The following is a 22163-nucleotide window of genomic DNA, read 5'->3' on the forward strand; positions in this document are numbered from 1 at the left end:
AATGACAGACAAGTTTCCAAGTGTTGTACCTGTGATCGTAGAAGAAGAAACCTTCATGTACCCCTTCATGATCGCCCCCATTTTTATTAACAGCGAAGCTAATATCAAGGCGATCAACAAAGCCACCCAAGAGCGCAACGACTTGATCTTTGTGAGTTGTTCTAAGGGAGAAACGGGTGGCGTGGTGGATAAGGACAAGTTTTACGATGTGGGGGTGATCGGCTCGATTGTACGTAAGGTGGTCCTGCCAGACAACCGCATGAAAATCCTTTTTCAGGGCATTTGCAAGGGGAGGATTTTAAACATCGAATCCACCGACCCTTTGGAGGCGATGGTGGATGTCATCACCTATAAAGACTACAGCACCGAAAAAATCAATGCCATCATCGATATTCTTAAAGAAAAAGTCGGCAATCTAGCCAACATCAGTCAGTTTTTCCCTCCCGATTTGCTCAAAGCCATTGAGGACAACACCGACCCTAACCGTGTTGTGGACTTGGTCGCCTCTGCCTTGCGCCTAAAAAAGGACCAGTCTTACACCCTTTTTGCAAGCAATGACACCGAAGAGAGGTTGCTTGGGCTGATTGATTTGGTCATGGAGGAAATCAAAACCCAAAAGCTCCAAAAAGAGATTAAGAGCAAGGTGCATAGCAAAATGGAGCAGGTGAATAAGGAGTACTTCTTAAAAGAGCAGCTCAGACAAATCCAAAAAGAGCTGGGCATCGACAAGCAAAAAGACGAGGAGATTCAAGAGTACACCCAAAGACTGAGCACCATTGAGCCCTTCATCACTAAAGAAGTACATAAGGAGATCAAAAAGCAGATCGAACGGCTTAGCCGCGTGCACCAAGACAGTTCGGATGTGGGGATTTTGCAAAACTACATTGAGTGGGTGCTCGACATCCCCTTTGGGCAGTACAGCGATAAAAAACTCTCTATCAAAGATGTGGAGAAACAGCTCAACGCCGACCACTACAGCCTAGAAAAACCCAAAGAACGCATTGTGGAGTATTTTGCCACAATGGAGCTGATGCGCCTGCGCAAGCAAGAAAATAAAGAAATCAAGGGTACGATTTTATGCTTTTATGGCCCCCCCGGGGTGGGTAAAACCAGTTTAGCTAACTCTATCGCTAAGGCCATCGAACGTCCTCTTGTAAGGATCGCTTTAGGTGGGCTAGAGGATGTCAACGAGCTAAGGGGGCATAGGCGTACCTACTTGGGCTCCATGCCAGGGCGCATTGTGCAGGGCCTCATTGAGGCGAAAAAAATGGACTGTGTAATGGTGCTTGATGAGATCGATAAGGTGGATAAAAGCATGCGAGGAGATCCGGCCAGCGCGCTTTTAGAAATTTTAGACCCTGAGCAAAATACCAGCTTTAGGGACTATTACACCAACTTTAACATTGACCTCTCTAAAATCATCTTCATCGCCACAGCCAACGACATTTCAACAATCCCTCCGCCCCTAAGAGATCGCATGGAGTTCATCGGCGTGTCCAGCTACACCCCCCAGGAGAAGGAACAGATCGCGATTAACTACTTGATCCCCCAAGAGCTCAAAAAACACGCCCTAAAGCCTAGCGAGGTGGTCTTCACCCATGAGGCGGTACAGCTCATTATAGAGAAATACACTAGAGAGGCTGGGGTTCGGGGCTTAAGGCGCACGATTGCCACAATCATGCGTAAATGCGCTAAAAACATTGTTAACAACCAAGAGGAGGGCAGGAAACGCAACCGTAAAACCACAATCACCCCCGAGAAAATCCCTGACTTTTTAGAAAAAATCGTATTTGAGATCGACCCTGTGGATAAAGAAGATGCGCTAGGCATTGTCAATGGTTTGGCGTGGACGAGCGTGGGCGGCGATGTGCTGAAAATCGAATCGGTGAAAATCAAAGGCAAGGGGAATTTAAAGCTCACCGGCTCTTTGGGTGAGGTGATGAAGGAGTCTGCACAAATCGCCCACTCGGTGGTTAAAACCCTGTTAGATGAAGAGGTGCTGGTAACCAAGAAAAAACGCTCCAAAGAGAAGGATAAAGAGAAAGAGAAGATCTACAATCTCTACGACATCCATTTGCATGTTCCAGAAGGGGCCACGCCCAAGGACGGACCCAGTGCCGGGATCACGATGGCGACCAGCATCGCGTCTATCCTATGTGAAAAAAAGGTACGCAGTGATGTGGCGATGACGGGCGAGTTGACTTTAAGTGGTCGGGTCTTGCCCATCGGCGGACTTAAAGAAAAGTTAATTGCCAGTTTTAAGGCGGGCATTAAAACCGCTTTAATCCCCGAAAAGAATTACCAACGGGATTTAAAAGACATCCCCAAAGAAGTGCAAGAGCACATGGAGATCAAAGCCGTACAGACGATCGAGGATGTGCTCGGCGTGGCGTTGGTACCCTAATGCAAGTAGGCATTGTCGGACTAGGCCTTATGGGCGGGTCCTTGGGACTCGCTTTGCAAGAGGTGCGCCAAAATTTAGGCATCAAACGCATTTTAGGTTGTGATAGTAACCCCTTGCACGCCCAAATGGCACTCAGCTTAGGGCTTGTGGAGGAGTGCGTGGAGCTCTTTGCCCTGCAAGATTGCGCCGTGGTGTTCTTGGCAACTCCGCTCGATGGCATTGTGAATATTTTACAAATCTTCAAGCCCAGCTTGCAAACCACCATTATCGAGATCGGCTCCGCCAAAGAGCAGATCATCAATGCCATCCCCTTAAGCCTACGCCCCCAAGTCATCGCCACACACCCCATGTGTGGAACGGAGTTTTATGGCCCCAAAGCCGCCCTTAAAGGGCTTTACCAACACAAAATCGTGATCTTTGTGGATTGCGACAGGAGCGCGCCCGAACATGTCGAGAGGGCAAAAGAAATTTTTAGCGCAATTGGCATGCAATTGGTGAAAATGGACGCGCCAAACCACGATGCGCACATCGCCTTTGTGAGCCACCTACCTCACGCCATCAGCTACGCTTTGGCCAATGTCGTGCTCTCGCAAAAAAGCCCGCAGACGATTTTATCTTTAGCTGCTGGGGGTTTTAAAGACATGAGCCGCCTTTCTAAAAGCTCGCCGGTGATGTGGCGCAGTGTGTTTAAGCAGAACAAAGAGCAGGTGTTAAAGGCGATGGGGGCGTTCTTAGAGGAAATGGGGGCTGTGCAGGGCTTGCTTGAAAATGAGGATTGGGAGGCGTTAGAGGCGTGGATGGGGCGTGCAAATCAACTACAAGAATTTATATAAGGGGGTCTCATGGAGGCACAACTGATGAAACTTGCCATTGAAACTTATAAAATCACCTTGATGATCTCTTTGCCCGTGCTTTTGGTGGGCTTGGTGGTGGGCTTGGTGGTGAGCATTTTTCAAGCCACGACCCAAATCAATGAAATGACTTTATCTTTTGTGCCTAAGATTTTAGCCGTGATCGCGGTGATCATCTTTACCATGCCATGGATGCTTAACATGCTCTTAGACTACACCCACACGCTCTTTAAGCTCATCCCAAAGGTGATCTCCTAGTGTTGATCGACTTTGCCCGCTACTCCAGCGTGAAGATCGGTGGGGTGGTTCAGGTGCAGGTGCTTGAAACTTGCGCCCCCTATGCTAGCGTGCAGATGGTGGGCTTGGCAAACAATCTTCTAGTCGCCCCAAGTGCCGAGAATCTAGCCATCTTGTCTAAACATTTTGATTACATCACCGACTTAGGCACACATTTAGAAGTGGGAGCAAGGACAAGTGCTCAAAGGCTCTTTAGTTATTACAAAAGCCACGATCTACAAGGGCTAGAGTTCTTGGGCGCACTGCCCGGCAGTGTGGGCGGTTTGGTAAAAATGAACGCGGGCATGAAGGCCTATGAGATGAAAGAGGTCATCGAGGCGTTGAACATCAATGGGGAGTGGGTGGAGACTAAGGATTTGGGCTTTGCTTACCGCACTAGCAAGATTCAAGGCGTGGTGTTTAAAGCCCGCTTGAAAAAACATAAGGGTTTTAGACCGGGCGTTTTGCAAGAATGTGCACACATGCGTTGCCACCCCAAGAAGCCCAGTTTTGGCAGTTGCTTTAAAAACCCTGTGGGAGATTTTGCCGGGCGACTCTTAGAGGCAGTGGGACTTAAGGGCTTTAATTTGGGGGGGGTGGGCTTTAGCCCATTGCATGCCAATTTTTTGATCAACCTTGGGAACGGGCGTTTTGAAGAAGCACTAAGGCTCATCACTCTGGCCAAAGAGCGGGTGTTTAACGCCTTCGGTATCGCCTTAGAAGAAGAGGTCTGTATCTATCGCTAGTTCTACCCTAGAGCGTATCTAGCTCTTCGGGGGATAGGTCTTCATAAAAATGCTCGAGCGCAAAATCCACGCCCAAGTATTTAGCGATGTCTTGAGCATCGATTAGGGCGTTTTGTAAACAGCTGGTTGCCCCGGGGGAGGGGGTCATGTTAAAAGTGATGCCCTGGTTGGTTTTGATCCGTTTTTCGCCTAGAACGAGCTTTCTTTTGGTGCGGTCCAACACCTGCGGACGCACTTCCCCAAAGCCATGGGCGTAGTGCAGATCGGTGAGAGACAAGGAGGGGATGATTTTACGCGCATCTTTTAAGAACTTTCGTTTGCCGATGTAGGGGACTTCAAAAACCATGTTTTTAAAGACATAGTTGCGGATATCCCGCTCGACAAAGAGATCAAAGACGATGTTCAACACATCCGTGTTGAAGTCCATTTTCAACAGCTCCCAGCTCAAACCCTTGAGCAGTTTTTTATTGCGCTCGAGTTTGGGCATGGCTAGGGCAGTGGGCCCGATGCGTGTGCGCCCTTTGATCACCACATCGGGGTCGCCATGCAGCGCGGCAAAGGGCAGTTTGGGGTTTTGCACGGTGTAGACCTTGCCACGCAATAAGTCGGGTACAAAGTAAAAACTGCCCGCCACAGGCATACAGCCCAAATCCAAGCCATAGCCTAGCGATTGCGCTAGGGGCAGGGCGTAGGAGCCAGCATTGACCAAAATATATTTAGCGTAAATCTCATCGGTTTCATCGGAGATCAACGCCCAGTCGCCCAGCCTTTTTTCAATGGTTTCCACATGGAAGTTTAAAAAAACTTTATTATTGGGCTTGATTGCCATTGCTTCTTCTACAAAGTTTTCACTAAGTAGGGCGTAATTCATTGCGCACCAATCTTTTTCAAACCCGCTACCCACGATATTTTCAGGGCGCTCTAGCCCGTGGTCCTCTAAGATCACTTGCGGTTCGATCTCTTTGACCTTTTTCTTATCAAAGAAAGTAAGCCCGGGATAGATTTCTTGGAACTCTTCATGTCTTTGGGTGATGAAGGCGCATTCCACATCACCCACGCCGATCGCCATTTTTTGACACTCAAAGATCGCCTTGTTTTGTAAGCCCTTATTGAACGCATAGCGACGCACCTTGTCGGCAGACAGCTTAACCTTGCGCGCCTTTTGGGCGGTGTAGTTGGTTTCAATCGAGCCATCATGGATGGTTTGGGAGTTGGCTTTTGCACTGGAACTCACTTTGGCCAACGCGTCCTTTTTATCTATAATGGCGATTCTCTTAAGGTCGGTGTACTGGCTAAGCACCCAAAAGGCAGCACAGCCAGACACCCCGCCCCCGATGATCGCCACATCAAACTCATGGTTCATTCTTGTCCTTTGTTATGAGCAATAAAGGGCGATTTTAGCACATTTACATATGAAAACCTTTAATCCCTTAAAAATTGTTGGGTAGCTTAAACGCATAGTGGTAGAGATCCGACATCCCTAAAATCCGCGCCAAGAGCGAAAAGACGGGAGGGTGTTTAGAGTGCCCGTAGCCGATATCTAAGGTCGTGATTGCCGTTTTTTTGATGTCGTAAGCGTTGTCCTTAGACACCAGCACAGACCACACATTATGCGCCACAATCGCCCTATGGTGCTTTGCACCCAAGTAGAGCATGATGTGCCCTTTGAGCCATAAAATCGTGGCAAAGGGGGTGGCGTACTTGATGATGTAGGCTTCTTTTTTGCGCGGGGACAGGTGGCTTAAATCCACCATGTTGTTCGCATAGCGCACTTGGGCCAGAGAGTTACGGGGCAAGAGTATCCCAAAGCTGGCAAAGCTATCTCTAGTGAATGCCGAGCAGTCGCGCTTTTGCTGGGCCCCGCCCCAGCCATAGGGTTGACCTAGCATGGTGTCGATCACCACCGCCATCGCTCTTTGGGTGAAGGGGCGGGGAAAGGGGGTGAAGTGGAGAGAGTGCAGGGGAGTGGGGATGAGCCTTGCAAAGCCCTTTGCATCCTTACCATAGGTGTAGATTTGGTGGTGGTGAGGGACTTTGATAAAAATCTCGCCCATGTGTGCCACAGCCCCATTAACCAAAGGGATTTTATCCTTGGTGGGGGTTAAATAGTGCCTAAAATGCAAAAAGGTTTTCATTTGTTTGGAGCTTATGGCGGCAAGCTTGTCTAGACGCACCCAGCCGAACACAAAGGAGCTTTGGATGTGGGCATAAGTCTTGGCCCTATTGTAATGGGTGATTAAAACAGGAGTACCCGCAAAAATCATGGAGTTTTGCCAGCGATCAAAGGGCTGCCCGTCTTTAAAGTAGTAAGGCGCATCGCTGGGCACAGCGCGCACATTGGCATCGGCGATCACGATTGCCCTAAGCCCCACACTTGGATAATGGGGCATGTCCATGTCTTTTAAAATTTCTTGCAATTTTTCTAGGCTGTAGGGCTGTGCGTCTTTGTCATAGCCTACCTTGCCTAGAGTGTCTTGCATCCAAAAAACCTTGTTTAAATCGTCCATCACCTGCATGTCCACCCACGGGGCGTACCACTGCTTTAGGTAGGATTTTTTCAATTTGGCTCGTGATGGGATGGGCAGGGTGTGGTGGGGCAGGTAGTGGCGCGCCTCTTGGGGCAAGCCTAGCAAACTTTTGGGGGTGGCGTGCACAAAGGATAAAAGGGCTAATAGGGTAAATAATGCCTTACACATGCAAACCATCTAGGAGGTTTTGTACCCCCAGCTCGATCAGAGCATAAACCTTTTCAAAGTCCTTTGGGTCTGTATAGGTGTAAGGATCGGGGATGTCTACCCTTTGTAAGCCAAAATCCCCGAGTTTGCAAACATGTGGATGGGAGATGCCTAGGTCTTTAAGTGCCTTGACATTGCTCTCATCCATCGCCACAATGCAGTCAAACTTGTTGGCGAGCTCTTGGGTGATGGGCTTACTTGCAAAAAGAGTTAAATCAATGCCATGCCTTTTGGCGAGGGCGATAATGGGCGGGTGGGCTTGCTCGCCCTCGTGGTAATTTGAAATGCCCGCCCCATCCACGATCAAATTAAGTCCCCGCTTGTTGATGATGTCGGTGGCGATCCCCCGCGCGAGCATGGAGCGGCAAATGTTGCCTAAGCACAGAAACAAAAGGCTCATATGCGCAAGTAGCTTCGTAGCAAACGCCCGTATTGCGGACTTCTTAGCTTTTTGATTGCACTGCTCTCAATTTGGCGCACCCTTTCGCGCGTCACATTGAGCTCTTTACCGATCTCTTCAAGTGTGCGGTCGCTCTCATCCTCTAAGAGTCCAAAACGCATGCGGATCACGGATTTTTCGCGCTCATTAAGCTGGTCTAAAACGCCATCAATTTGGGCTTTCAGGTCTTCACGCATGATGTGATCCATTGAGCCCACCACATTGCGATCCTCCACAAAGTCCCCAAATTTGCCGTCGTCGTCATTGCCCACGGGCGACTCTAAACTGATGGGCTCTTTGGTGATCTTAATGACATTTTTCACTTTATCTAGGGGCAAGCCCACTTCCTTAGCTACTAAGTCCAAATCCGGCTCTTTGCCATTTTCTTGCATGTGTTTGCGCATGACTTTATTGATACGGTTGATTGTATCGATCATATGGATGGGGATACGGATCGTGCGGGCTTGATCGGCGATGGCACGGCTGATCGCTTGCTTGATCCACCAAGTGGCGTAGGTGGAGAATTTGTAATTTTTCTCATGCTCAAACTTATCCACCGCTTTCATCAACCCGATGTTGCCCTCTTGGATCAAGTCTAAGAAGGGCAGTCCTCTAGAAGTATAGCGTTTGGCAATGCTTACCACCAAGCGCAGGTTGGAGCGCGCCATTTTGTTTTTGGCTTTATCTGAGATGAGCTTGCCCCGTTTAATTTGGTTTAAAATCTCTTTGAGCTTGGTGGGCTCTAAATTAAAGCCGTCCTCGCTCGCCTCCTTGGTCTGAAAGAGTTTTTTGATCTCCATATAGACACTCACCATGGTGGGCTCGGGTACCATCGCCAAAATCTCATCGCGGCTCATGGTGGTGATGTTCTTTAAAATATTCCTGTGGTTCTCCACCAATGCCTCGTTGAATAAAGACAACTTGTACTCTAGACGTTTGAGCTCTTTTTCAAAACCATCCCCGCTTTTAAGCGAAGTTTCCATGGCTTTGACCAACTCGCTGATGAGCTTACTAGTGGGGCCTAGATCATAGAGTTTTTCTTTTAAAACACGGCATTTGTAGGCTAGGGTCAATTCGTGCAAAAGCGAATCTTCTTGCTCCTCTTTGGGGGTGTTTAAAAATTTGAGCCAGTCTTTTTTCGCCTTGCTCAAGGCTTTAAAGCTCTCAAGGACTTTTTCTACCCGTTTTTTATCCTTCTCGGACACATTTCTTTTCACCTCGGGATTGTCCTCTTCCTCGCTCTCACTCTCCTCCATTTCACCCTCTTCGTCCTTTTTGGGCATGCTCCCCTCATCGTCAAAGTTTCTGAACAGCTCCTTGACCCGTCTTTCGCGGTTGATCAAAGCATCCTTGTAGTTGTAAATGAAGTCGATGAGATAGGGCACGGAGCAAATTGCGTCTAAAATAATATTTTCGCCAAGCTTGATTTGCTTGCTTAAATGCACCTCTTCTTCTTTGCTCAAAAGGGGGATTTCACCCATTTCGCGTAAATACATACGCACGGGGCTGTCGCTTCGGGACCACTCGGGCAACTCTTTCTCTTTAAAGTCTAAACTCTCCTCGGGTTCTTCCTCAATGGGCTTGTTTTTTTTACGGGCTGTCTTGCGCTCCAAAGACGATAGAGAAGTGTGGGCGTACTCAGAGGAGTGGATGAAGGTTTTATCGTATTTGACTGCCCACTCTTTGAGCTTTTTGATCTGTGAAGTGCTGGGGACTTTTTGTAAAATGTCGATGATGCGCCCATAAGACACACTGGGCTGCTCTTCTTTAAAAAGCTGCTCTAGCTCCTCTTGGGCGGTGGGCTGTTTTGCAACGGTTTTTGCGGGTTTTGAGGCCTTGTTGTCCTTGTTCTCCATGGTGTCCTCGCTTATATATCATTTAACCTATGGCATGCAGAAGTGGCCTTTATAGCAAAATATGGCTTATAAACGCATAAAAGGTTAAAAATTGCTTGTGCTATAATGGGGTTTTTACTTAGGTAGGGTCAAGCCATGTTTGGGATGGGATTTTTTGAGTTGGTGGTGATCGTGGTGGTCGCCATCATTTTTTTAGGGCCGGATAAATTCCCGCAGGCCATGTTAGATTTAGCCCGCTTTTTTAGGGCGGTGAAAAAGAGCTTAAGCGATGCCAAGGAGAGCTTAGATAAAGAAATCCATATTGAGGAGCTAAAGAGGGAAGCCCTCGAATACCAAGAGCTCTTTAAACAACAAGCCAAGCCCCTCGGGGATTTAAAGCAAGAGTTAGAGAATATCCCCCAAATGCCTGAAGTGCAAGACTTGCAAGAGAGTGTGAAAAGCCTTGCTAAGAGCAACCCTTTGGAGAGTCTAAATACCCCAGAGCTAGAGATAGAGAAACTAGAGATAGAGAAAGTAGAAAAACCTAAAGTAAGTCTAGAAAAACCCCCCAAAAGCTCCCCCGATGCTTGAAGATTTAAAACCGCATTTAGAAGATTTACGCAAACGCCTTTTGATCTCGGTGTTGGTGTTGGTGCTCGCTTTTGCGCTGTGTTTTAGTTTTTGGCAAGAGATTTTTGCATGGATCAAAGCGTCTTATCACGGCAAACTGATCCAAATCTCGCCCATTGAGGGGGTGATGGTGGCGATCAAGGTGAGCTTTTTAACCGCCATCGCCGTGTCCATGCCCGTAATCTTTTGGCAAGCGTGGCTCTTTATCGCCCCCGGACTGTATAAAAATGAAAAAAAGGTTGTCCTGCCCTTCGTGTTCTTTGGGAGCGTGATGTTTGCGGCGGGGGCGTGCTTTTCTTACTTCGTAGTCTTCCCCTTTGTGATGCACTACTTGGCAAACTTTGGGGCGGCGATGTTTGAGGCAAACATTTCAGCCTCCAGCTATGTGAGCTTTTTTACCCGCCTGATTTTAGGCTTTGGTTTGGCCTTCGAGTTGCCTGTGTTGGCGTTTTTCTTGGCCAAAGTGGGGCTGATCACCGATGCCACGCTTAAAGCCCATTTTAAATATGCCATTGTGGCGATCTTCATAGTCGCGGCGATCATCACCCCTCCCGATGTGATGAGCCAAGTTTTAATGGCACTGCCTTTAATCGGGCTCTATGGTCTTTCTATTTTAATCGCTAAAATGGTCAATCCAGCCCCCAAAGAAGCCCCAGAAGAAACCTCCGATAACGCGCCCAAAGAAGCCCCCGATGCCTAGTATTCCCAAAGAGTTTAACCGCACAAGCTACGCTTATGACTTACCAGAGCATTTGATCGCCACGCACCCTATCCAGCCTAAAGAAAGTGCGAAATTGATGGTCTATGAACGCTCAAGCAACAAACTCACCCACGCCACTTTTCAAGAAATCTTTGACTTTTTTCCTAAACACGCCCTAGTGGTGTTAAACGACACCAAAGTGATGAAGGCGCGGCTCTTTGCAAATACGCCTAACAAACGCCAAGTAGAAATTTTACTCCACCACGCCCTAAGCCCCACGGCGTGTTTAGCCCAAATGCGCGGGCGGGTGCGCCCTGGGCTCATTTTAGAGCTGGACCAGGGTTATTCGTGTGAGGTGTTAGAAGTGCGCCAAGATGGCTTAAGGGTGCTTGCATTTAAACACGAAGGGCGAATTTTAGAGTGGGCTAAAGTGCTTCATATGTTAGAGTACCTAGGGCACATGCCTATCCCGCCCTATCTAAAACGCCCCGACACAAGCCAAGACACACAGGACTACCAAAGCGTGTTTGCCAAAAATCTAGGGGCGATTGCCGCGCCCACCGCCTCTTTGCACTTTTCAGAAAGTGCTAAGAACTATCTATTAAGGAATTTTCAACATGTGTTTATCACCCTGCATGTGGGGGCGGGGACTTTTTTAAGCGTGGAGAGCAAGGACATTCGAGAGCACCCCATGCACACTGAATTTGTAGAGGTTTCTTTTAAGGCGGGCAAAGCTTTAGATGAAGCCCACTATATTTTATGTGTGGGCACCACCGCTTTAAGAGCCACTGAACATTATAAAAGGGGCTTTGGCTCTAAACCCTGCAACCTCTTTTTGCACCCGGGCAATCCGGTCAAACATGCGAGTGCTTTGCTGACAAATTTTCATTTGCCCGAATCGACTTTAATCATGCTGGTCGCCTCTATGGTGGGGTTAGACAAATGTCTAGAACTCTACAAAATCGCCATAGAACACCACTACCGTTTTTATTCCTATGGAGATGGGATGTTGATTTTATGAATCCCAAATTAGACTTATTTGCCAACTTGCTTTTAGAGTGGGGCGGGGTGCATAATCTAAGCGGGGGCAAAAGCCACCAAGACATTGAGCGCAACATACAAGATAGCTTGCAGGTTTTGGACTTTATCGCCCCCTTTCAAAGCTGCTTAGATGTTGGCAGCGGGGCAGGCTTTCCGGCTATTCCGCTAAGCCTAGCCTGCCCTAATGCCCGCTTTATTTTGCTCGAGCCCAATGCTAAAAAAATGGCGTTTTTACACCATTTAAAGGTGAGCCTAAGTTTAGACAATGTGCTTTTAAAACGCCTGCGCTTGCAAGAGTTGCCCACTTTAAAGGTGGATTTAATCACATCTAGGGCACTGATGCCGGCCCAAGAGCTGTTAAATTTAAGCGCGCCTTTTTTAGCAAAAGGGGGGCATTTTCTCTTTTACAAGGGGAGTCATTTAAGCCAAGAGATCGCTTGTTTGCCCGAAGAGTGTTTCACCTATGGCAAGCGGGTGTATTTTTACCGCAAGGGAGATTGATGCGCCTATTTTTATTGTTAGCGGTTGTGGTGGGGCTGTTTTTATGGCTAAGGCCTAAGGTTAAAGCCACCCCACCCAAGAGCGATCCGGGCGCAGGACTTGACATGCTCGAGTGCGCCCATTGTAAAACCTATGTCACCAGCCAAGAGGCGGTGTATGCCAGAGATCGCGTCTATTGTTCCCAAGCGTGCTTAAAGGAGGGGCCATGCTAGTTTTTGGACACCCACAAATTCCCACAAGTCCCTTTGTGCGCCTTCAAGAAATCGCCCAAGTTGCCCAGAGCTTGGCAAGTGCCATCGTGTATTTTCATGCCACAGACAAAAACGCTTTTGAATTGTCCGCGCATTGTAGCCAAAATGGGGTGAAATATGCCGTGTCTGTGGCTAGTCCTTTGGAGTGGGCTTTAATGAGCAATTTCAAGCCAAGCTATATTTTGGTAGAAGAAGAGCCCAAGACTTATCAAAATTTGGCGGACGATTATTTGAGCGATGCGCGGATATTGTGGGTGATAGATAGCCACATACAGATCGAGCAGGCTTTGAAAATAAGAATGGATGGAGTGGTGTTTAGGGCGTTTTTGGGGCTTTAGGTTTTTTAGGCAAAATGTGCTAGAATGGTCGCTTTTCTTGGAGAGATGTCCGAGTGGTTGAAGGAGCACGCCTGGAACGCGTGTAAGGTGCAAGCCTTCAAGGGTTCGAATCCCTTTCTCTCCGCCATTTTTCCCTAATTTCTATCTTTTTTGTGAATAAGATTAACAAAGGATAAGTAATATTATCCTTGGATAACAAAATATTAACAACCATTAGTCAAAAAATACTAAAATCTGCCTCGTTGGTAGCTTGTGCTATTCAATAACACCATTTTATACGAGGAGTTTAGGATGAAGCTTACCCCTAAAGAGCTGGATAAATTGATGCTCCATTATGCGGGCGAACTAGCCAAACAACGCAAAGCCAAAGGCATTAAGTTGAACTACACCGAAGCCGTGGCCTTGATCAGCGCGCATGTGATGGAAGAAGCCCGCGCCGGTAAAAAAAGCGTGGCAGATTTGATGCAAGAAGGCAGGACTTTACTTAAGGCTGATGATGTGATGCCCGGCGTGGCGCATATGATCCACGAAGTGGGGATTGAAGCAGGCTTTCCCGATGGGACTAAGCTTGTAACCATCCACACCCCAGTAGAAGCTGGCAATGACAAACTTTCTCCTGGTGAAGTGATTCTCAAAAACGAAGACATCACCCTCAATGCTGGCAAACACGCCATCCAGCTCAAAGTGAAAAACAAAGGCGATCGCCCCGTGCAAGTGGGTTCACACTTCCACTTCTTCGAAGTCAACAAACTGCTCGACTTCGATCGTGAAAAAGCCTATGGTAAACGCTTGGACATTGCCTCTGGTACAGCCGTGCGCTTTGAACCTGGTGAAGAAAAAACAGTGGATTTGATCCAAATTGGCGGCAACCAACGCATCTACGGCTTCAACTCCCTAGTGGATCGACAAGCCGATCACGATGGCAAAAAGCTTGCTGTAAAACGCGCTAAAGAACATGGCTTTGGCACCATCAACTGCGGTTGCGACCATAAATAAGGAAAGGAAGACCGATGAAAAAAATTTCTAGAAAAGAATATGTTTCCATGTATGGCCCCACTACGGGCGATAAAGTGAGACTAGGCGACACTGACCTAATCCTAGAAGTCGAACACGACTACACCACCTATGGCGAAGAAATCAAATTCGGGGGCGGTAAAACCATCCGCGATGGTATGGGACAAACCAACAGCCCCAGTAGCCACGAACTTGACCTTGTGATCACCAACGCTTTGATCGTGGACTACACCGGCATTTACAAAGCCGACATTGGCATTAAAAACGGCAAAATCCACGGGATTGGCAAAGCCGGCAACAAAGACCTACAAGATGGCGTTTGCAACAGGCTCTGCGTAGGACCTGCTACGGAAGCTCTCGCTGCTGAAGGTTTGATTGTTACCGCCGGTGGGATCGACACACACATCCACTTCATTTCTCCTCAACAAATCCCTACTGCCTTTGCTAGCGGAATCACCACCATGATCGGGGGCGGGACTGGACCTGCAGATGGCACCAACGCCACCACCATCACTCCCGGCCGCTGGAACTTAAAAGAAATGCTCCGCGCTTCTGAAGAGTATGCCATGAACCTTGGCTACCTTGGTAAAGGGAATGTGTCTTTTGAACCTGCTCTCATTGACCAGCTAGAAGCCGGCGCGATTGGCTTTAAAATCCACGAAGACTGGGGCAGCACACCCTCAGCCATCAACCACGCTCTAAACATCGCTGACAAATACGATGTGCAAGTGGCGATCCACACCGACACCTTGAATGAAGCCGGCTGTGTGGAAGACACCCTAGAAGCCATCGCTGGACGCACCATCCACACCTTCCACACCGAAGGTGCTGGTGGCGGACACGCTCCCGATGTGATCAAAATGGCGGGCGAATTTAACATCCTTCCTGCTTCCACCAACCCCACCATCCCTTTCACCAAAAACACAGAAGCCGAACACATGGACATGTTGATGGTGTGCCACCACTTGGATAAAAACATCAAAGAAGATGTGGAATTTGCCGACTCTCGCATCCGCCCCCAAACCATTGCGGCGGAAGACAAACTCCACGACATGGGGATTTTCTCCATCACCAGCTCCGACTCTCAAGCCATGGGGCGTGTGGGCGAAGTGATCACCCGTACTTGGCAAACAGCGGACAAAAACAAAAAAGAATTTGGCCGCTTGCCTGAAGAAAAAGGCGACAACGACAATTTCCGCATCAAACGCTACATTTCCAAATACACCATCAACCCCGCCATCACCCACGGCATTTCTGAATATGTTGGCTCTGTAGAAGTGGGCAAATACGCGGACCTTGTGCTTTGGAGCCCTGCGTTCTTTGGCATTAAACCCAACATGATCATCAAAGGCGGTTTCATCGCGCTTTCTCAAATGGGCGATGCCAACGCTTCTATCCCCACTCCCCAACCCGTGTACTACCGCGAAATGTTCGGCCACCACGGCAAAGCCAAATTTGACACCAACATCACTTTCGTGTCTCAAGTGGCTTATGAAAACGGCATTAAACACGAGTTGGGCTTGCAAAGAGTTGTGTTGCCTGTGAAAAACTGCCGCAACATCACCAAAAAAGACCTTAAGTTCAACGATGTGACTGCACACATCGAAGTCAACCCTGAAACCTACAAAGTTAAAGTGGATGGCAACGAAGTTACATCCCAAGCTGCAGACAAATTGAGCTTGGCACAACTCTACAACCTATTCTAGTGCCGATACAAGGGGGGAGGTTTTTGCCCTGCTTTTTAGCGGGGCTTTTGTCGTTTAGGGGGGGTTTGATTTACTTTATTGTTTTATAATGGAGCTTCCTTGGGGTTTTCGTTATAAAACGATAACGCTCTGGTTATTTCACAATAAGGATAGGAATGTTAGGACTTGTGTTATTGTATGTTGCGATCGTGTTGATCAGCAACGGCGTTTGTGGGCTCACAGGCGTAGACCCCAAAAGCAAAGCTGTGATGAACTACTTTGTGGGCGGGCTCTCCATTGTATGTAATGTGGTGGCGATCATTTACTCCACTTTCCACGCCACCCCTATGGTTGAAGGGGCAGAGAATATCCAGCAAGTGGCGCACCACCTGATCAACTTCTATGGCCCTGCAACTGGGCTATTATTCGGCTTTACCTACCTTTATGCCGCCATCAACAATACCTTTAACTTGGATTGGAAACCCTATGGTTGGTATTGTTTATTTGTAACCATCAACACCATCCCCGCGGCCATTCTTTCTCACTACTCCGATGTCCTAGACGATCACAAAATGCTAGGCATCACTGAAGGCGACTGGTGGGCTTTCATTTGGCTCGCTTGGGGTGTGCTCTGGTTAACTGGCTGGATTGAAGAAGTGGCTAAAATTAAACTCGGTAACTTCGTGCCTTGGCTTGCGATCATCGAAGGGATCATCACCGCTTGGATCCCTGCTTGGTTGCTCTTTATCCAACACTGGGCATAAAATGCGCGCTGTGGCTATCCTAGGCAATCTCCATACCAAAGCCCCGCAAGGGGCGGTGGATTTTATCGACCTTGAATGGTTTGATAGCCAAAAGCGCATGGGGCGTTTTAAGACCAGAAGCGGGCAAGAAGTGGTGATGAAGTTAGAAACCCCCCCTAAAGTGGGGCTAGCAGACGGGGACATTTTGATCCAAACCCCCGACACCACCATTGCGATCAATATCTTGCCTACCCAAGTGCTTTACGCCTACGCCTCTAACATGCACGAAGTGGCGCAAATCTGCTATGAAGTGGGTAACCGCCACGCCTCTTTGTACTATGGCGATCAACCTTTGAGTTTTAAAACCCCATATGAAAAACCCATACAAGTTTTATTTGAAAAGTTGGGCGTAAAACATGCGGTTTTAAAAAGCAAATTAGACGCTTCTAGACGCATTTCTGTGAGCGCATCGCCGCACAGCGAAAACCCCGCCCCGCTCAAATTCTTTGACAGTGCCGACCTACAGATTGTGATTAAAAAATAGGACTTCCATGCACACCGACTTTTTATTGCTCCAAATCAACGATGCCATGTTTCCCATTGGCAGCTACACCCACTCCTTTGGGCTTGAAACCTATATCCAAGACAAAGAAGTTTGCGACAAAGAGAGTGCGCTAAATTATCTCAAAGCCAATCTAGGCACACAATTTTTATACAGCGATTTACTCAGCCTCAAACTTAGCTACCAGCACGCCCTAAAGGGGCTAGAGAGCCAAGACCCCCACTTGGGGCATATTTTAGACATTGAAGAAAAGGTGTGCCTAGCCACCCCCCCGCTAGAGCTAAGAAGTGCGAATCAAAAGCTAGGCAATCGCTTTTTAAAAACGATTTTGCAATTAGACCTGCCCTTTGTGCGTTTCTTTAGAGCTTATGCTAAAGCCACCACCACGCCCACACACGCCACCAGCTATGGGGTGTTTTGTGCGTGCTTTAACATTGCCCTAGAGACCGCTCTAAAGCACTACCTTTACGCCCAAAGCTCGAATATGGTGATTAACTGCGTTAAGACCATCCCCCTAGCCCAAAATGACGGGCAAAGGATTTTACTCGCCTTGCAAGAAACCTTTAGTGGCTTGCTAGACACTCTAGAAAGCCTAGATGAAAGTTTCTTGTGTGCAGCGAGCATCCAAAACGATATCAAGGCGATGCAACACGAGCATTTATACTCCCGCCTGTATATGTCTTAAATCTTAAACTTTTTACAAAGGATTAGAATGGTAAAAATTGGTGTTTGTGGCCCTGTGGGCAGTGGAAAAACGGCTTTGATCGAAGCCCTGACAAGGGCAATGAGCCAAAATTACAGCATAGGCGTGATCACGAACGACATTTACACCAAAGAAGATGCCGAGTTTTTGTGTAAAAACTCTGTCATGCCAAGAGAGCGTATCATTGGCGTAGAAACGGGGGGCTGTCCGCACACTGCTATTAGAGAAGATGCGTCCATGAACCTAGAGGCCGTGGAGGAAATGCATCAACGATTCCCCGACATCCAATTAATGTTTATTGAAAGCGGGGGCGATAACCTCTCCACCACCTTTAACCCCGAGCTAGCCGACTTCACGATCTTTGTGATCGATGTGGCTGAAGGGGATAAAATCCCCAGAAAAGGTGGCCCGGGCATCACCCGCTCCGATTTACTCATCATTAACAAAATTGACCTAGCCCCGCATGTGGGGGCGGATTTGGGCGTGATGGAGCGTGATTCTAAAAAAATGCGGGGCGACAAACCCTTTTTATTCACCAACATTCGAAGCAAGGACGGCTTGGATCGTGTGATCTCTTGGATTCAAAAATACGCCTTGCTAGAAGATTAAAATGGAGCACAAGACCAGCTACGCCCAAGCCTCACGGCTGAAACTCAAAACCAAAATGGGCTTGAATGGCAAGTGTGTGATTGCGGACAACTACTTCACCCCGCCCTTTAAACTCATGCCCCCCTTTTACGCCAGAGACAGCCTAGCCGAGATCATGTTGATTGCCGTAAGCCCAGGGATGCTAAAAGGGGACGCGCATGAGATCGACATCGAAGTGGGGCCAGATTGCCAGCTCAAACTCTCCAGCCAAAGCTTTGAGAAAGTGCAAGACACTGAGGATGGGTATGCAAGCCGTGAAACGCGCATTGCCATCAAAGAAAACGCGCTTTTAGACTTCTCCCCCCTGCCCATCATCCCCTTTGCTAACGCGCATTTTCAAAACCACAGCCATATCGTGCTTTACGAAAACGCCCAACTGCTTTATAGCGAGATCATCACCGCCGGACGCATCGCGCACGGCGAAGCCTTTGCCTTTAAACGCTTGCACTCCACGCTCCACATCGCTTATTCGCAAGAAAACAGCGCGCACCCCTTGTTTGTGGATAACACCTTGCTAGAGCCGGCCACGCTTGATTTAAAAAACCCATGCATGTTTGGCAACTACACGCATTATTTAAACCTCGTGGCTTTCACCAAGCACCTAGATCAAGACAGCTTGCTCGGCTTTTTAGAAGGCTTTGAAGGCCAAGCAGGGGTAAGCACCTTAGCCTCTAAGCTGCCTGAAGGCTATACGGGCTTGTGTCTTAAAGCTCTTGCTTGTGGCTCGGAGCCCCTCTTAAACTTGCGTAAAAGCATTAGCCAAGAGTTGTTGGGGCGGTTGTAAAAGCTCTAATGGGGCTAGCCCTCATTCCCCCACCAATCCCACATCCCGCAAGCTTTTTTAAGATATTCAAATGCCTTGAGTGGGTCGGGCGTAACACCCAAGCCCTTATCATAGATTTTACTTAATCGACGCAAAGCCTCATCGTAACAAGGCTCTTCGCAATCCGCCCCATTGGCGGCTATGGTGTAATGCTCTAGGGCTTTGGCGTAGTCTTGCTGAACCACCTCGCCACCATCAAAATACAGCTCGGCTAAATTAAAGTGGGCTGTGTAATCCTTGGCATTAACCTCTATTGCCTTATTAAGGTATTCTAGGGCTTTTTGTTCGTCCTTAACGCACCCACTGCCCGTAAGATACCTTTGTGCCACATAGCCATAAAGGCGTGTGTTGCCTAGCTCTATGGCTTTTAAACACCATTCTAAAATTTGGGTCTTGTCATGCTCTGCCCAGCCTACAGACACCAAGCGGGAATAAGCCTCTGCGCCAAAGATTTCTTCAGCAAGGGTTACCGCCTTTTTGTAGTGAGCGATTGCCTTTTTGCGATAACTCTTAGAATTTATGCCCTCACTATGCCCCATGTATTGCCGAGAAATGGCATAGCAAATATCCGCTTTTTCTAGCTTGGTTTGACACATTTTAAGGGCTTTGTCGTAATAATCCTTTGCTTCTTTAGGGTCTTTATACAGGACATCCTCAAGATAAAAGTCAGCTAATCTAAAGCAAGCATTGGTAGAGCCCATATCCACCGCCCTGTTAAGATACTCTAAGCCCTTGTTTATATCCACAGGCACCCCCTTACCATTTAGGTAAAACCCCCCGAGTATTTCATAAGACCTCGTGTCCCCCATGTCGCCTGCTTTTTTCAAGTATTCTAGGGCTTTGGTGAAGTTAGGACACCCTTTAAAAGAGCGTAGCGTCATATCATTGCTATAGAGCTTGCCTAGCTCGTAGAAACTCTCCACATCGCCCAGTTTTGCGCTCTTTTCATAGCACTCTATAGCCTCATTAATGTATCTTTTCTGGCGTGCTTGTGTGCCTCTTAAAAACAGCACATCTGCCCTTCTAGGGAAGGCTTGCCTAGAGCCCACACCCCCCACTTTAAAATCCTGCACGGGCAAATCGTTAAACAACGCCACCAGCCTTAACAAACTAAGGGGGTAGTCGTAGTGGTCTAAGCGAAATTTCGCGCCGTATTTGTTGTGGTATTTGGCTTTGTCGTCCTCAAAGAGTTTTTTAAAGGCAGGGCAATCTTGGGCTTCTTTGAGATTTTGCACCCCACAAGTGATGATGAAAGAACAGCGGTATTCACAATGCCTTAAGGGGGCAAAGCACACATAAAAGCCATGCGCACTCTCTAGCTTGTTGGTATTTGCCAAATCCTCTTGCAAGAGATTTTGGGGGGCAAAAATCAACACCCCCCTAACCTCCTCTGCCACCCCTTTATGGTTTAAAATTTTAAAGGGCGTTTTCTCAAACGCACACACCCACCCAATCCCTTTTAAGAGTTTGTTTAACTTTTTAACAATGTCTTCTATGGGGGTGTTATCCTCCTTGTTGACACATTCATCAAAGGCACGAAGGCATGCGCTAATCTCTTCTCTCTCTTTAAACCCTAAAGCCACCCTTTCGATCATCGCGCCTCCTTAAACGGCGTATTCTTTAAAGAACGCATACAAGCGTTGGTAAATCTCCTCCGTGCGGGCTTTGATGTCGTTAGGCAACCAATCGCTTTGGGGGAGTTTGGCTAAATCCTGTGCTTCTAAAAATGCCGACTTAGCGTATTTGCTCTTTTTGGCATCAAAGTAGCCATTGCTCGCCTTGATGTTGAGCGGTTTTTCTAACAAGATTTTATTGCCAATGGATTCGACTAAAGCGTTTGCCTCTTTTTGGTTAAGCTTGACATAATTTGTCTGCCATTTTTTGGGGAAAATGTGCTCGATCTCGGGTTTTTCACAAACCCCTGTGGGTTGCTCGGGGTATTTTAAATACATGTTGAGAGCCACAAGGGTTTTAGTGAGCCTTTTGGTCTGCGCCGCCTCAAAGAAAGTGCGGAAAGTGTGTTCACTCCTTTTAGTGTAAACCACGCTTTTTAAAAGCTCTTGACTCTCTGCTCCAAAATCTATGCTCCCTGTTTTGTAAAGGGAGGTGTAGGCGTGATAGACCAAATTTTTAATCTGCCCGGGGTGGCGGCTAATGGTATAGACCAAGAAATGCGCGCATGTCCGCATTAAAACTTCATCCAGCCCTTTTAGATAGTCTTTGCCTTTTTCTAAGCAATAGGCGTAATAAGCCCCGTCTAAAAATTGCCAATACCCACTCTCTAGAGTGGAAAGGATATTGTAAAACTGATTTGATTTAAGGCTGTATTTGCGTGGCTCGTCCGTGCCATACCAATACTCCTCCATTGTGGCAATTTCTTGCATGATAGAGCCGTCTTTAAGCAAATTGCGGTGTTTGTTTAAAAAGAAGGGGCGTAAGCCCATTTCTCGGCTTTTCTCCCCATGGCGTGCCCGCAAGACATGCATACAAAGTCTAAAAAGCCAATCAATGTTGCACTCTTGTTCTAAATTCTGCCATCGCTCAGTAAACGCCTCCCTTTCTTGGGGCTTTGTGTAAGAGAAAATCACGCTTTTAAAAATATCCGTATCCACTAGGGGGAGTCCTCTAGTATTGAGCGTATTAAAAACCCTTAGGGCGTATTCTAGGCTGTTTTCTTCATCTTGCCCCCCACACTCCACCGACAACACAATGCAAGATTTCAACACACACAGACAAAACTCGTGAAAAGTCGTGGTGTGGATTGCACTAAATTCGTCTAACTGCGTGCAAAAGTAGCGGTAGTTTCTCTCGTAATTTGAATTGTCTTGCTCCTCGTCTTGCTCTAGCCCCTTTTCTAAAATGTTTTGTAACACTTGGTGCTTGTCATCGCTAATGGCGTGGCTGATTAAATGGGGCTTAGTGGGGTTTGGCTCGCCCGTAACCCCGTCAATCTCCCACAGACAAGACGCGATGTTGTCTAACAAGCGTTGCATTTTGCCATTGTTTTCACGCGTGAGTTTGGCGTGCATGGCTTTGAGCAACAACATTAAAGTCGTGGTGCGCTGTTGCCCATCCACGATGTGCTTTTTATCCTTAATGGGGTAAATGACAACCGAGCCTAAGAAATAGGGGTTTTGATCAGTGCTTTCACCCCCCCCCCCCCCCCCCCAAAACACGGGGAGTGCCCCCCCCACCTCTCACACACCACCCACCCCCCCCGCAAACTCCCCTCTTATCT

The 22163-nt window shown here is 47.8% G+C and carries 23 protein-coding genes and 1 tRNA gene; 18 read left to right on the forward strand and 6 right to left on the reverse strand.

The window, feature by feature from the left end; genetic code table 11:
- Nucleotide 1 precedes the first annotated feature (1 nt).
- The 4 genes from lon to AOG36_RS07590 are packed head-to-tail and all read left to right on the forward strand — an operon-like array spanning nucleotide 2 to nucleotide 4277.
- The gene (gene lon / locus AOG36_RS07575) at nucleotides 2-2404 is read left to right on the forward strand and encodes an endopeptidase La (RefSeq protein WP_015107408.1); all 2403 of its coding nucleotides are present in this window, start codon (nucleotides 2-4) and stop codon (nucleotides 2402-2404) included.
- A complete protein-coding gene (locus tag AOG36_RS07580; protein ID WP_015107409.1) occupies nucleotides 2404-3237 on the forward strand; it encodes a prephenate dehydrogenase in 834 nt (277 codons plus the stop codon). The genes lon and AOG36_RS07580 overlap by 1 nt, the downstream gene beginning before the upstream one ends.
- 9 nt (nucleotides 3238-3246) lie before the next feature.
- Nucleotides 3247-3513, forward strand: a complete 267-nt coding sequence (fliQ, locus tag AOG36_RS07585; RefSeq protein WP_015107410.1) for a flagellar biosynthesis protein FliQ — start codon at nucleotides 3247-3249, stop codon at nucleotides 3511-3513.
- Complete coding sequence (locus tag AOG36_RS07590; RefSeq protein ID WP_015107411.1) at nucleotides 3513-4277, forward strand: UDP-N-acetylmuramate dehydrogenase; 765 nt, start codon at nucleotides 3513-3515, stop codon at nucleotides 4275-4277. Before fliQ ends, AOG36_RS07590 begins: the two co-directional genes overlap by 1 nt.
- A 7-nt stretch (nucleotides 4278-4284) precedes the next feature.
- Here AOG36_RS07590 and AOG36_RS07595 read toward each other — a convergent pair whose 3' ends face one another.
- The 4 genes from AOG36_RS07595 to rpoD all read right to left on the reverse strand — a co-directional run bounded on the left by AOG36_RS07595 (nucleotide 4285) and on the right by rpoD (nucleotide 9307).
- A complete protein-coding gene (locus AOG36_RS07595; protein WP_015107414.1) occupies nucleotides 4285-5640 on the reverse strand; it encodes an FAD-dependent oxidoreductase in 1356 nt (451 codons plus the stop codon).
- Between the two features lie 67 nt (nucleotides 5641-5707).
- Entirely contained in the window at nucleotides 5708-6973 is a 1266-nt protein-coding gene (locus AOG36_RS07600) for a C40 family peptidase (protein ID WP_053825796.1), read from the reverse strand.
- A complete protein-coding gene (locus AOG36_RS07605; protein WP_015107416.1) occupies nucleotides 6966-7412 on the reverse strand; it encodes a low molecular weight protein-tyrosine-phosphatase in 447 nt (148 codons plus the stop codon). The genes AOG36_RS07600 and AOG36_RS07605 overlap by 8 nt, the downstream gene beginning before the upstream one ends.
- Nucleotides 7409-9307 carry an RNA polymerase sigma factor RpoD gene (gene rpoD, locus AOG36_RS07610; RefSeq protein WP_015107417.1) on the reverse strand — a complete coding sequence of 633 codons (1899 nt, stop codon included), beginning with the start codon at nucleotides 9305-9307 and terminating at the stop codon, nucleotides 7409-7411. Before rpoD ends, AOG36_RS07605 begins: the two co-directional genes overlap by 4 nt.
- Before the next feature lie 135 nt (nucleotides 9308-9442).
- Between rpoD and tatB the strand changes: the two genes are divergently transcribed.
- The 14 genes from tatB to AOG36_RS07680 all read left to right on the forward strand — a co-directional run bounded on the left by tatB (nucleotide 9443) and on the right by AOG36_RS07680 (nucleotide 18886).
- Nucleotides 9443-9877: a Sec-independent protein translocase protein TatB gene (gene tatB, locus AOG36_RS07615; RefSeq protein ID WP_015107418.1), complete on the forward strand. Its 435-nt coding sequence runs from the start codon at nucleotides 9443-9445 to the stop codon at nucleotides 9875-9877.
- Complete coding sequence (gene tatC, locus AOG36_RS07620; RefSeq protein WP_015107419.1) at nucleotides 9870-10616, forward strand: twin-arginine translocase subunit TatC; 747 nt, start codon at nucleotides 9870-9872, stop codon at nucleotides 10614-10616. The genes tatB and tatC overlap by 8 nt, the downstream gene beginning before the upstream one ends.
- A complete protein-coding gene (gene queA / locus AOG36_RS07625; protein WP_015107420.1) occupies nucleotides 10609-11637 on the forward strand; it encodes a tRNA preQ1(34) S-adenosylmethionine ribosyltransferase-isomerase QueA in 1029 nt (342 codons plus the stop codon). The genes tatC and queA overlap by 8 nt, the downstream gene beginning before the upstream one ends.
- Nucleotides 11634-12158: a 16S rRNA (guanine(527)-N(7))-methyltransferase RsmG gene (rsmG, locus tag AOG36_RS07630; RefSeq protein WP_015107421.1), complete on the forward strand. Its 525-nt coding sequence runs from the start codon at nucleotides 11634-11636 to the stop codon at nucleotides 12156-12158. The genes queA and rsmG overlap by 4 nt, the downstream gene beginning before the upstream one ends.
- Nucleotides 12158-12370, forward strand: coding sequence for a PP0621 family protein (locus AOG36_RS07635; RefSeq protein WP_015107422.1), 213 nt, complete (start codon nucleotides 12158-12160; stop codon nucleotides 12368-12370). Before rsmG ends, AOG36_RS07635 begins: the two co-directional genes overlap by 1 nt.
- The gene (locus AOG36_RS07640; RefSeq protein WP_015107423.1) at nucleotides 12364-12747 is read left to right on the forward strand and encodes a hypothetical protein; all 384 of its coding nucleotides are present in this window, start codon (nucleotides 12364-12366) and stop codon (nucleotides 12745-12747) included. The genes AOG36_RS07635 and AOG36_RS07640 overlap by 7 nt, the downstream gene beginning before the upstream one ends.
- Before the next feature lie 39 nt (nucleotides 12748-12786).
- A tRNA-Ser gene (locus AOG36_RS07645) sits at nucleotides 12787-12874 on the forward strand.
- Nucleotides 12875-13038: 164 nt separating this feature from the next.
- On the forward strand, nucleotides 13039-13743 hold the full coding sequence (ureA, locus tag AOG36_RS07650) for an urease subunit alpha (protein WP_053825797.1): 705 nt from the start codon (nucleotides 13039-13041) through the stop codon (nucleotides 13741-13743).
- A 14-nt stretch (nucleotides 13744-13757) separates the two neighbouring features.
- Nucleotides 13758-15467, forward strand: coding sequence for an urease subunit beta (gene ureB, locus AOG36_RS07655; protein ID WP_015107424.1), 1710 nt, complete (start codon nucleotides 13758-13760; stop codon nucleotides 15465-15467).
- 155 nt (nucleotides 15468-15622) lie between these two features.
- Nucleotides 15623-16210: an AmiS/UreI family transporter gene (locus AOG36_RS07660; protein WP_015107425.1), complete on the forward strand. Its 588-nt coding sequence runs from the start codon at nucleotides 15623-15625 to the stop codon at nucleotides 16208-16210.
- A 1-nt stretch (nucleotide 16211) separates the two neighbouring features.
- Nucleotides 16212-16733, forward strand: a complete 522-nt coding sequence (locus tag AOG36_RS07665) for an urease accessory protein UreE (protein WP_015107426.1) — start codon at nucleotides 16212-16214, stop codon at nucleotides 16731-16733.
- A gap of 7 nt (nucleotides 16734-16740) precedes the next feature.
- Nucleotides 16741-17436 (forward strand): urease accessory protein UreF, encoded by a 696-nt coding sequence (locus AOG36_RS07670; protein WP_053825798.1) that lies wholly within the window; start codon nucleotides 16741-16743, stop codon nucleotides 17434-17436.
- 27 nt (nucleotides 17437-17463) lie between these two features.
- Nucleotides 17464-18063, forward strand: coding sequence for an urease accessory protein UreG (ureG, locus tag AOG36_RS07675; protein WP_015107429.1), 600 nt, complete (start codon nucleotides 17464-17466; stop codon nucleotides 18061-18063).
- A gap of 1 nt (nucleotide 18064) precedes the next feature.
- Nucleotides 18065-18886, forward strand: a complete 822-nt coding sequence (locus AOG36_RS07680; protein WP_015107430.1) for an urease accessory protein UreD — start codon at nucleotides 18065-18067, stop codon at nucleotides 18884-18886.
- 14 nt (nucleotides 18887-18900) lie between these two features.
- Here the strand turns inward: AOG36_RS07680 and AOG36_RS07685 are convergent, their stop codons facing one another.
- Both AOG36_RS07685 and AOG36_RS07690 read right to left on the reverse strand, forming a co-directional pair.
- The gene (locus AOG36_RS07685) at nucleotides 18901-20520 is read right to left on the reverse strand and encodes a tetratricopeptide repeat protein (protein ID WP_015107431.1); all 1620 of its coding nucleotides are present in this window, start codon (nucleotides 20518-20520) and stop codon (nucleotides 18901-18903) included.
- 9 nt (nucleotides 20521-20529) lie between these two features.
- Nucleotides 20530-22119 carry a DUF262 domain-containing protein gene (locus AOG36_RS07690; RefSeq protein ID WP_084815817.1) on the reverse strand — a complete coding sequence of 530 codons (1590 nt, stop codon included), beginning with the start codon at nucleotides 22117-22119 and terminating at the stop codon, nucleotides 20530-20532.
- Between the last annotated feature and the right edge of the window lie 44 nt (nucleotides 22120-22163).

This window comes from Helicobacter heilmannii (assembly GCF_001283065.1).
Lineage (GTDB): Bacteria > Campylobacterota > Campylobacteria > Campylobacterales > Helicobacteraceae > Helicobacter > Helicobacter heilmannii.

Bases quoted from the DNA above. Each gene is read 5' to 3' on its own strand.
- lon (WP_015107408.1), top strand. From the start codon at position 2: ATGACAGACAAGTTTCCAAGTGTTGTACCTGTGATCGTAGAAGAAGAA.
- AOG36_RS07580 (WP_015107409.1), top strand. From the start codon at position 2,404: ATGCAAGTAGGCATTGTCGGACTAGGCCTTATGGGCGGGTCCTTGGGA.
- fliQ (WP_015107410.1), top strand. From the start codon at position 3,247: ATGGAGGCACAACTGATGAAACTTGCCATTGAAACTTATAAAATCACC.
- AOG36_RS07595 (WP_015107414.1), bottom strand. From the start codon at position 5,640: ATGAACCATGAGTTTGATGTGGCGATCATCGGGGGCGGGGTGTCTGGC.
- AOG36_RS07600 (WP_053825796.1), bottom strand. From the start codon at position 6,973: ATGTGTAAGGCATTATTTACCCTATTAGCCCTTTTATCCTTTGTGCAC.
- AOG36_RS07605 (WP_015107416.1), bottom strand. From the start codon at position 7,412: ATGAGCCTTTTGTTTCTGTGCTTAGGCAACATTTGCCGCTCCATGCTC.
- rpoD (WP_015107417.1), bottom strand. From the start codon at position 9,307: ATGGAGAACAAGGACAACAAGGCCTCAAAACCCGCAAAAACCGTTGCA.
- tatB (WP_015107418.1), top strand. From the start codon at position 9,443: ATGTTTGGGATGGGATTTTTTGAGTTGGTGGTGATCGTGGTGGTCGCC.
- tatC (WP_015107419.1), top strand. From the start codon at position 9,870: ATGCTTGAAGATTTAAAACCGCATTTAGAAGATTTACGCAAACGCCTT.
- queA (WP_015107420.1), top strand. From the start codon at position 10,609: ATGCCTAGTATTCCCAAAGAGTTTAACCGCACAAGCTACGCTTATGAC.
- rsmG (WP_015107421.1), top strand. From the start codon at position 11,634: ATGAATCCCAAATTAGACTTATTTGCCAACTTGCTTTTAGAGTGGGGC.
- AOG36_RS07635 (WP_015107422.1), top strand. From the start codon at position 12,158: ATGCGCCTATTTTTATTGTTAGCGGTTGTGGTGGGGCTGTTTTTATGG.
- AOG36_RS07640 (WP_015107423.1), top strand. From the start codon at position 12,364: ATGCTAGTTTTTGGACACCCACAAATTCCCACAAGTCCCTTTGTGCGC.
- ureA (WP_053825797.1), top strand. From the start codon at position 13,039: ATGAAGCTTACCCCTAAAGAGCTGGATAAATTGATGCTCCATTATGCG.
- ureB (WP_015107424.1), top strand. From the start codon at position 13,758: ATGAAAAAAATTTCTAGAAAAGAATATGTTTCCATGTATGGCCCCACT.
- AOG36_RS07660 (WP_015107425.1), top strand. From the start codon at position 15,623: ATGTTAGGACTTGTGTTATTGTATGTTGCGATCGTGTTGATCAGCAAC.
- AOG36_RS07665 (WP_015107426.1), top strand. From the start codon at position 16,212: ATGCGCGCTGTGGCTATCCTAGGCAATCTCCATACCAAAGCCCCGCAA.
- AOG36_RS07670 (WP_053825798.1), top strand. From the start codon at position 16,741: ATGCACACCGACTTTTTATTGCTCCAAATCAACGATGCCATGTTTCCC.
- ureG (WP_015107429.1), top strand. From the start codon at position 17,464: ATGGTAAAAATTGGTGTTTGTGGCCCTGTGGGCAGTGGAAAAACGGCT.
- AOG36_RS07680 (WP_015107430.1), top strand. From the start codon at position 18,065: ATGGAGCACAAGACCAGCTACGCCCAAGCCTCACGGCTGAAACTCAAA.
- AOG36_RS07685 (WP_015107431.1), bottom strand. From the start codon at position 20,520: ATGATCGAAAGGGTGGCTTTAGGGTTTAAAGAGAGAGAAGAGATTAGC.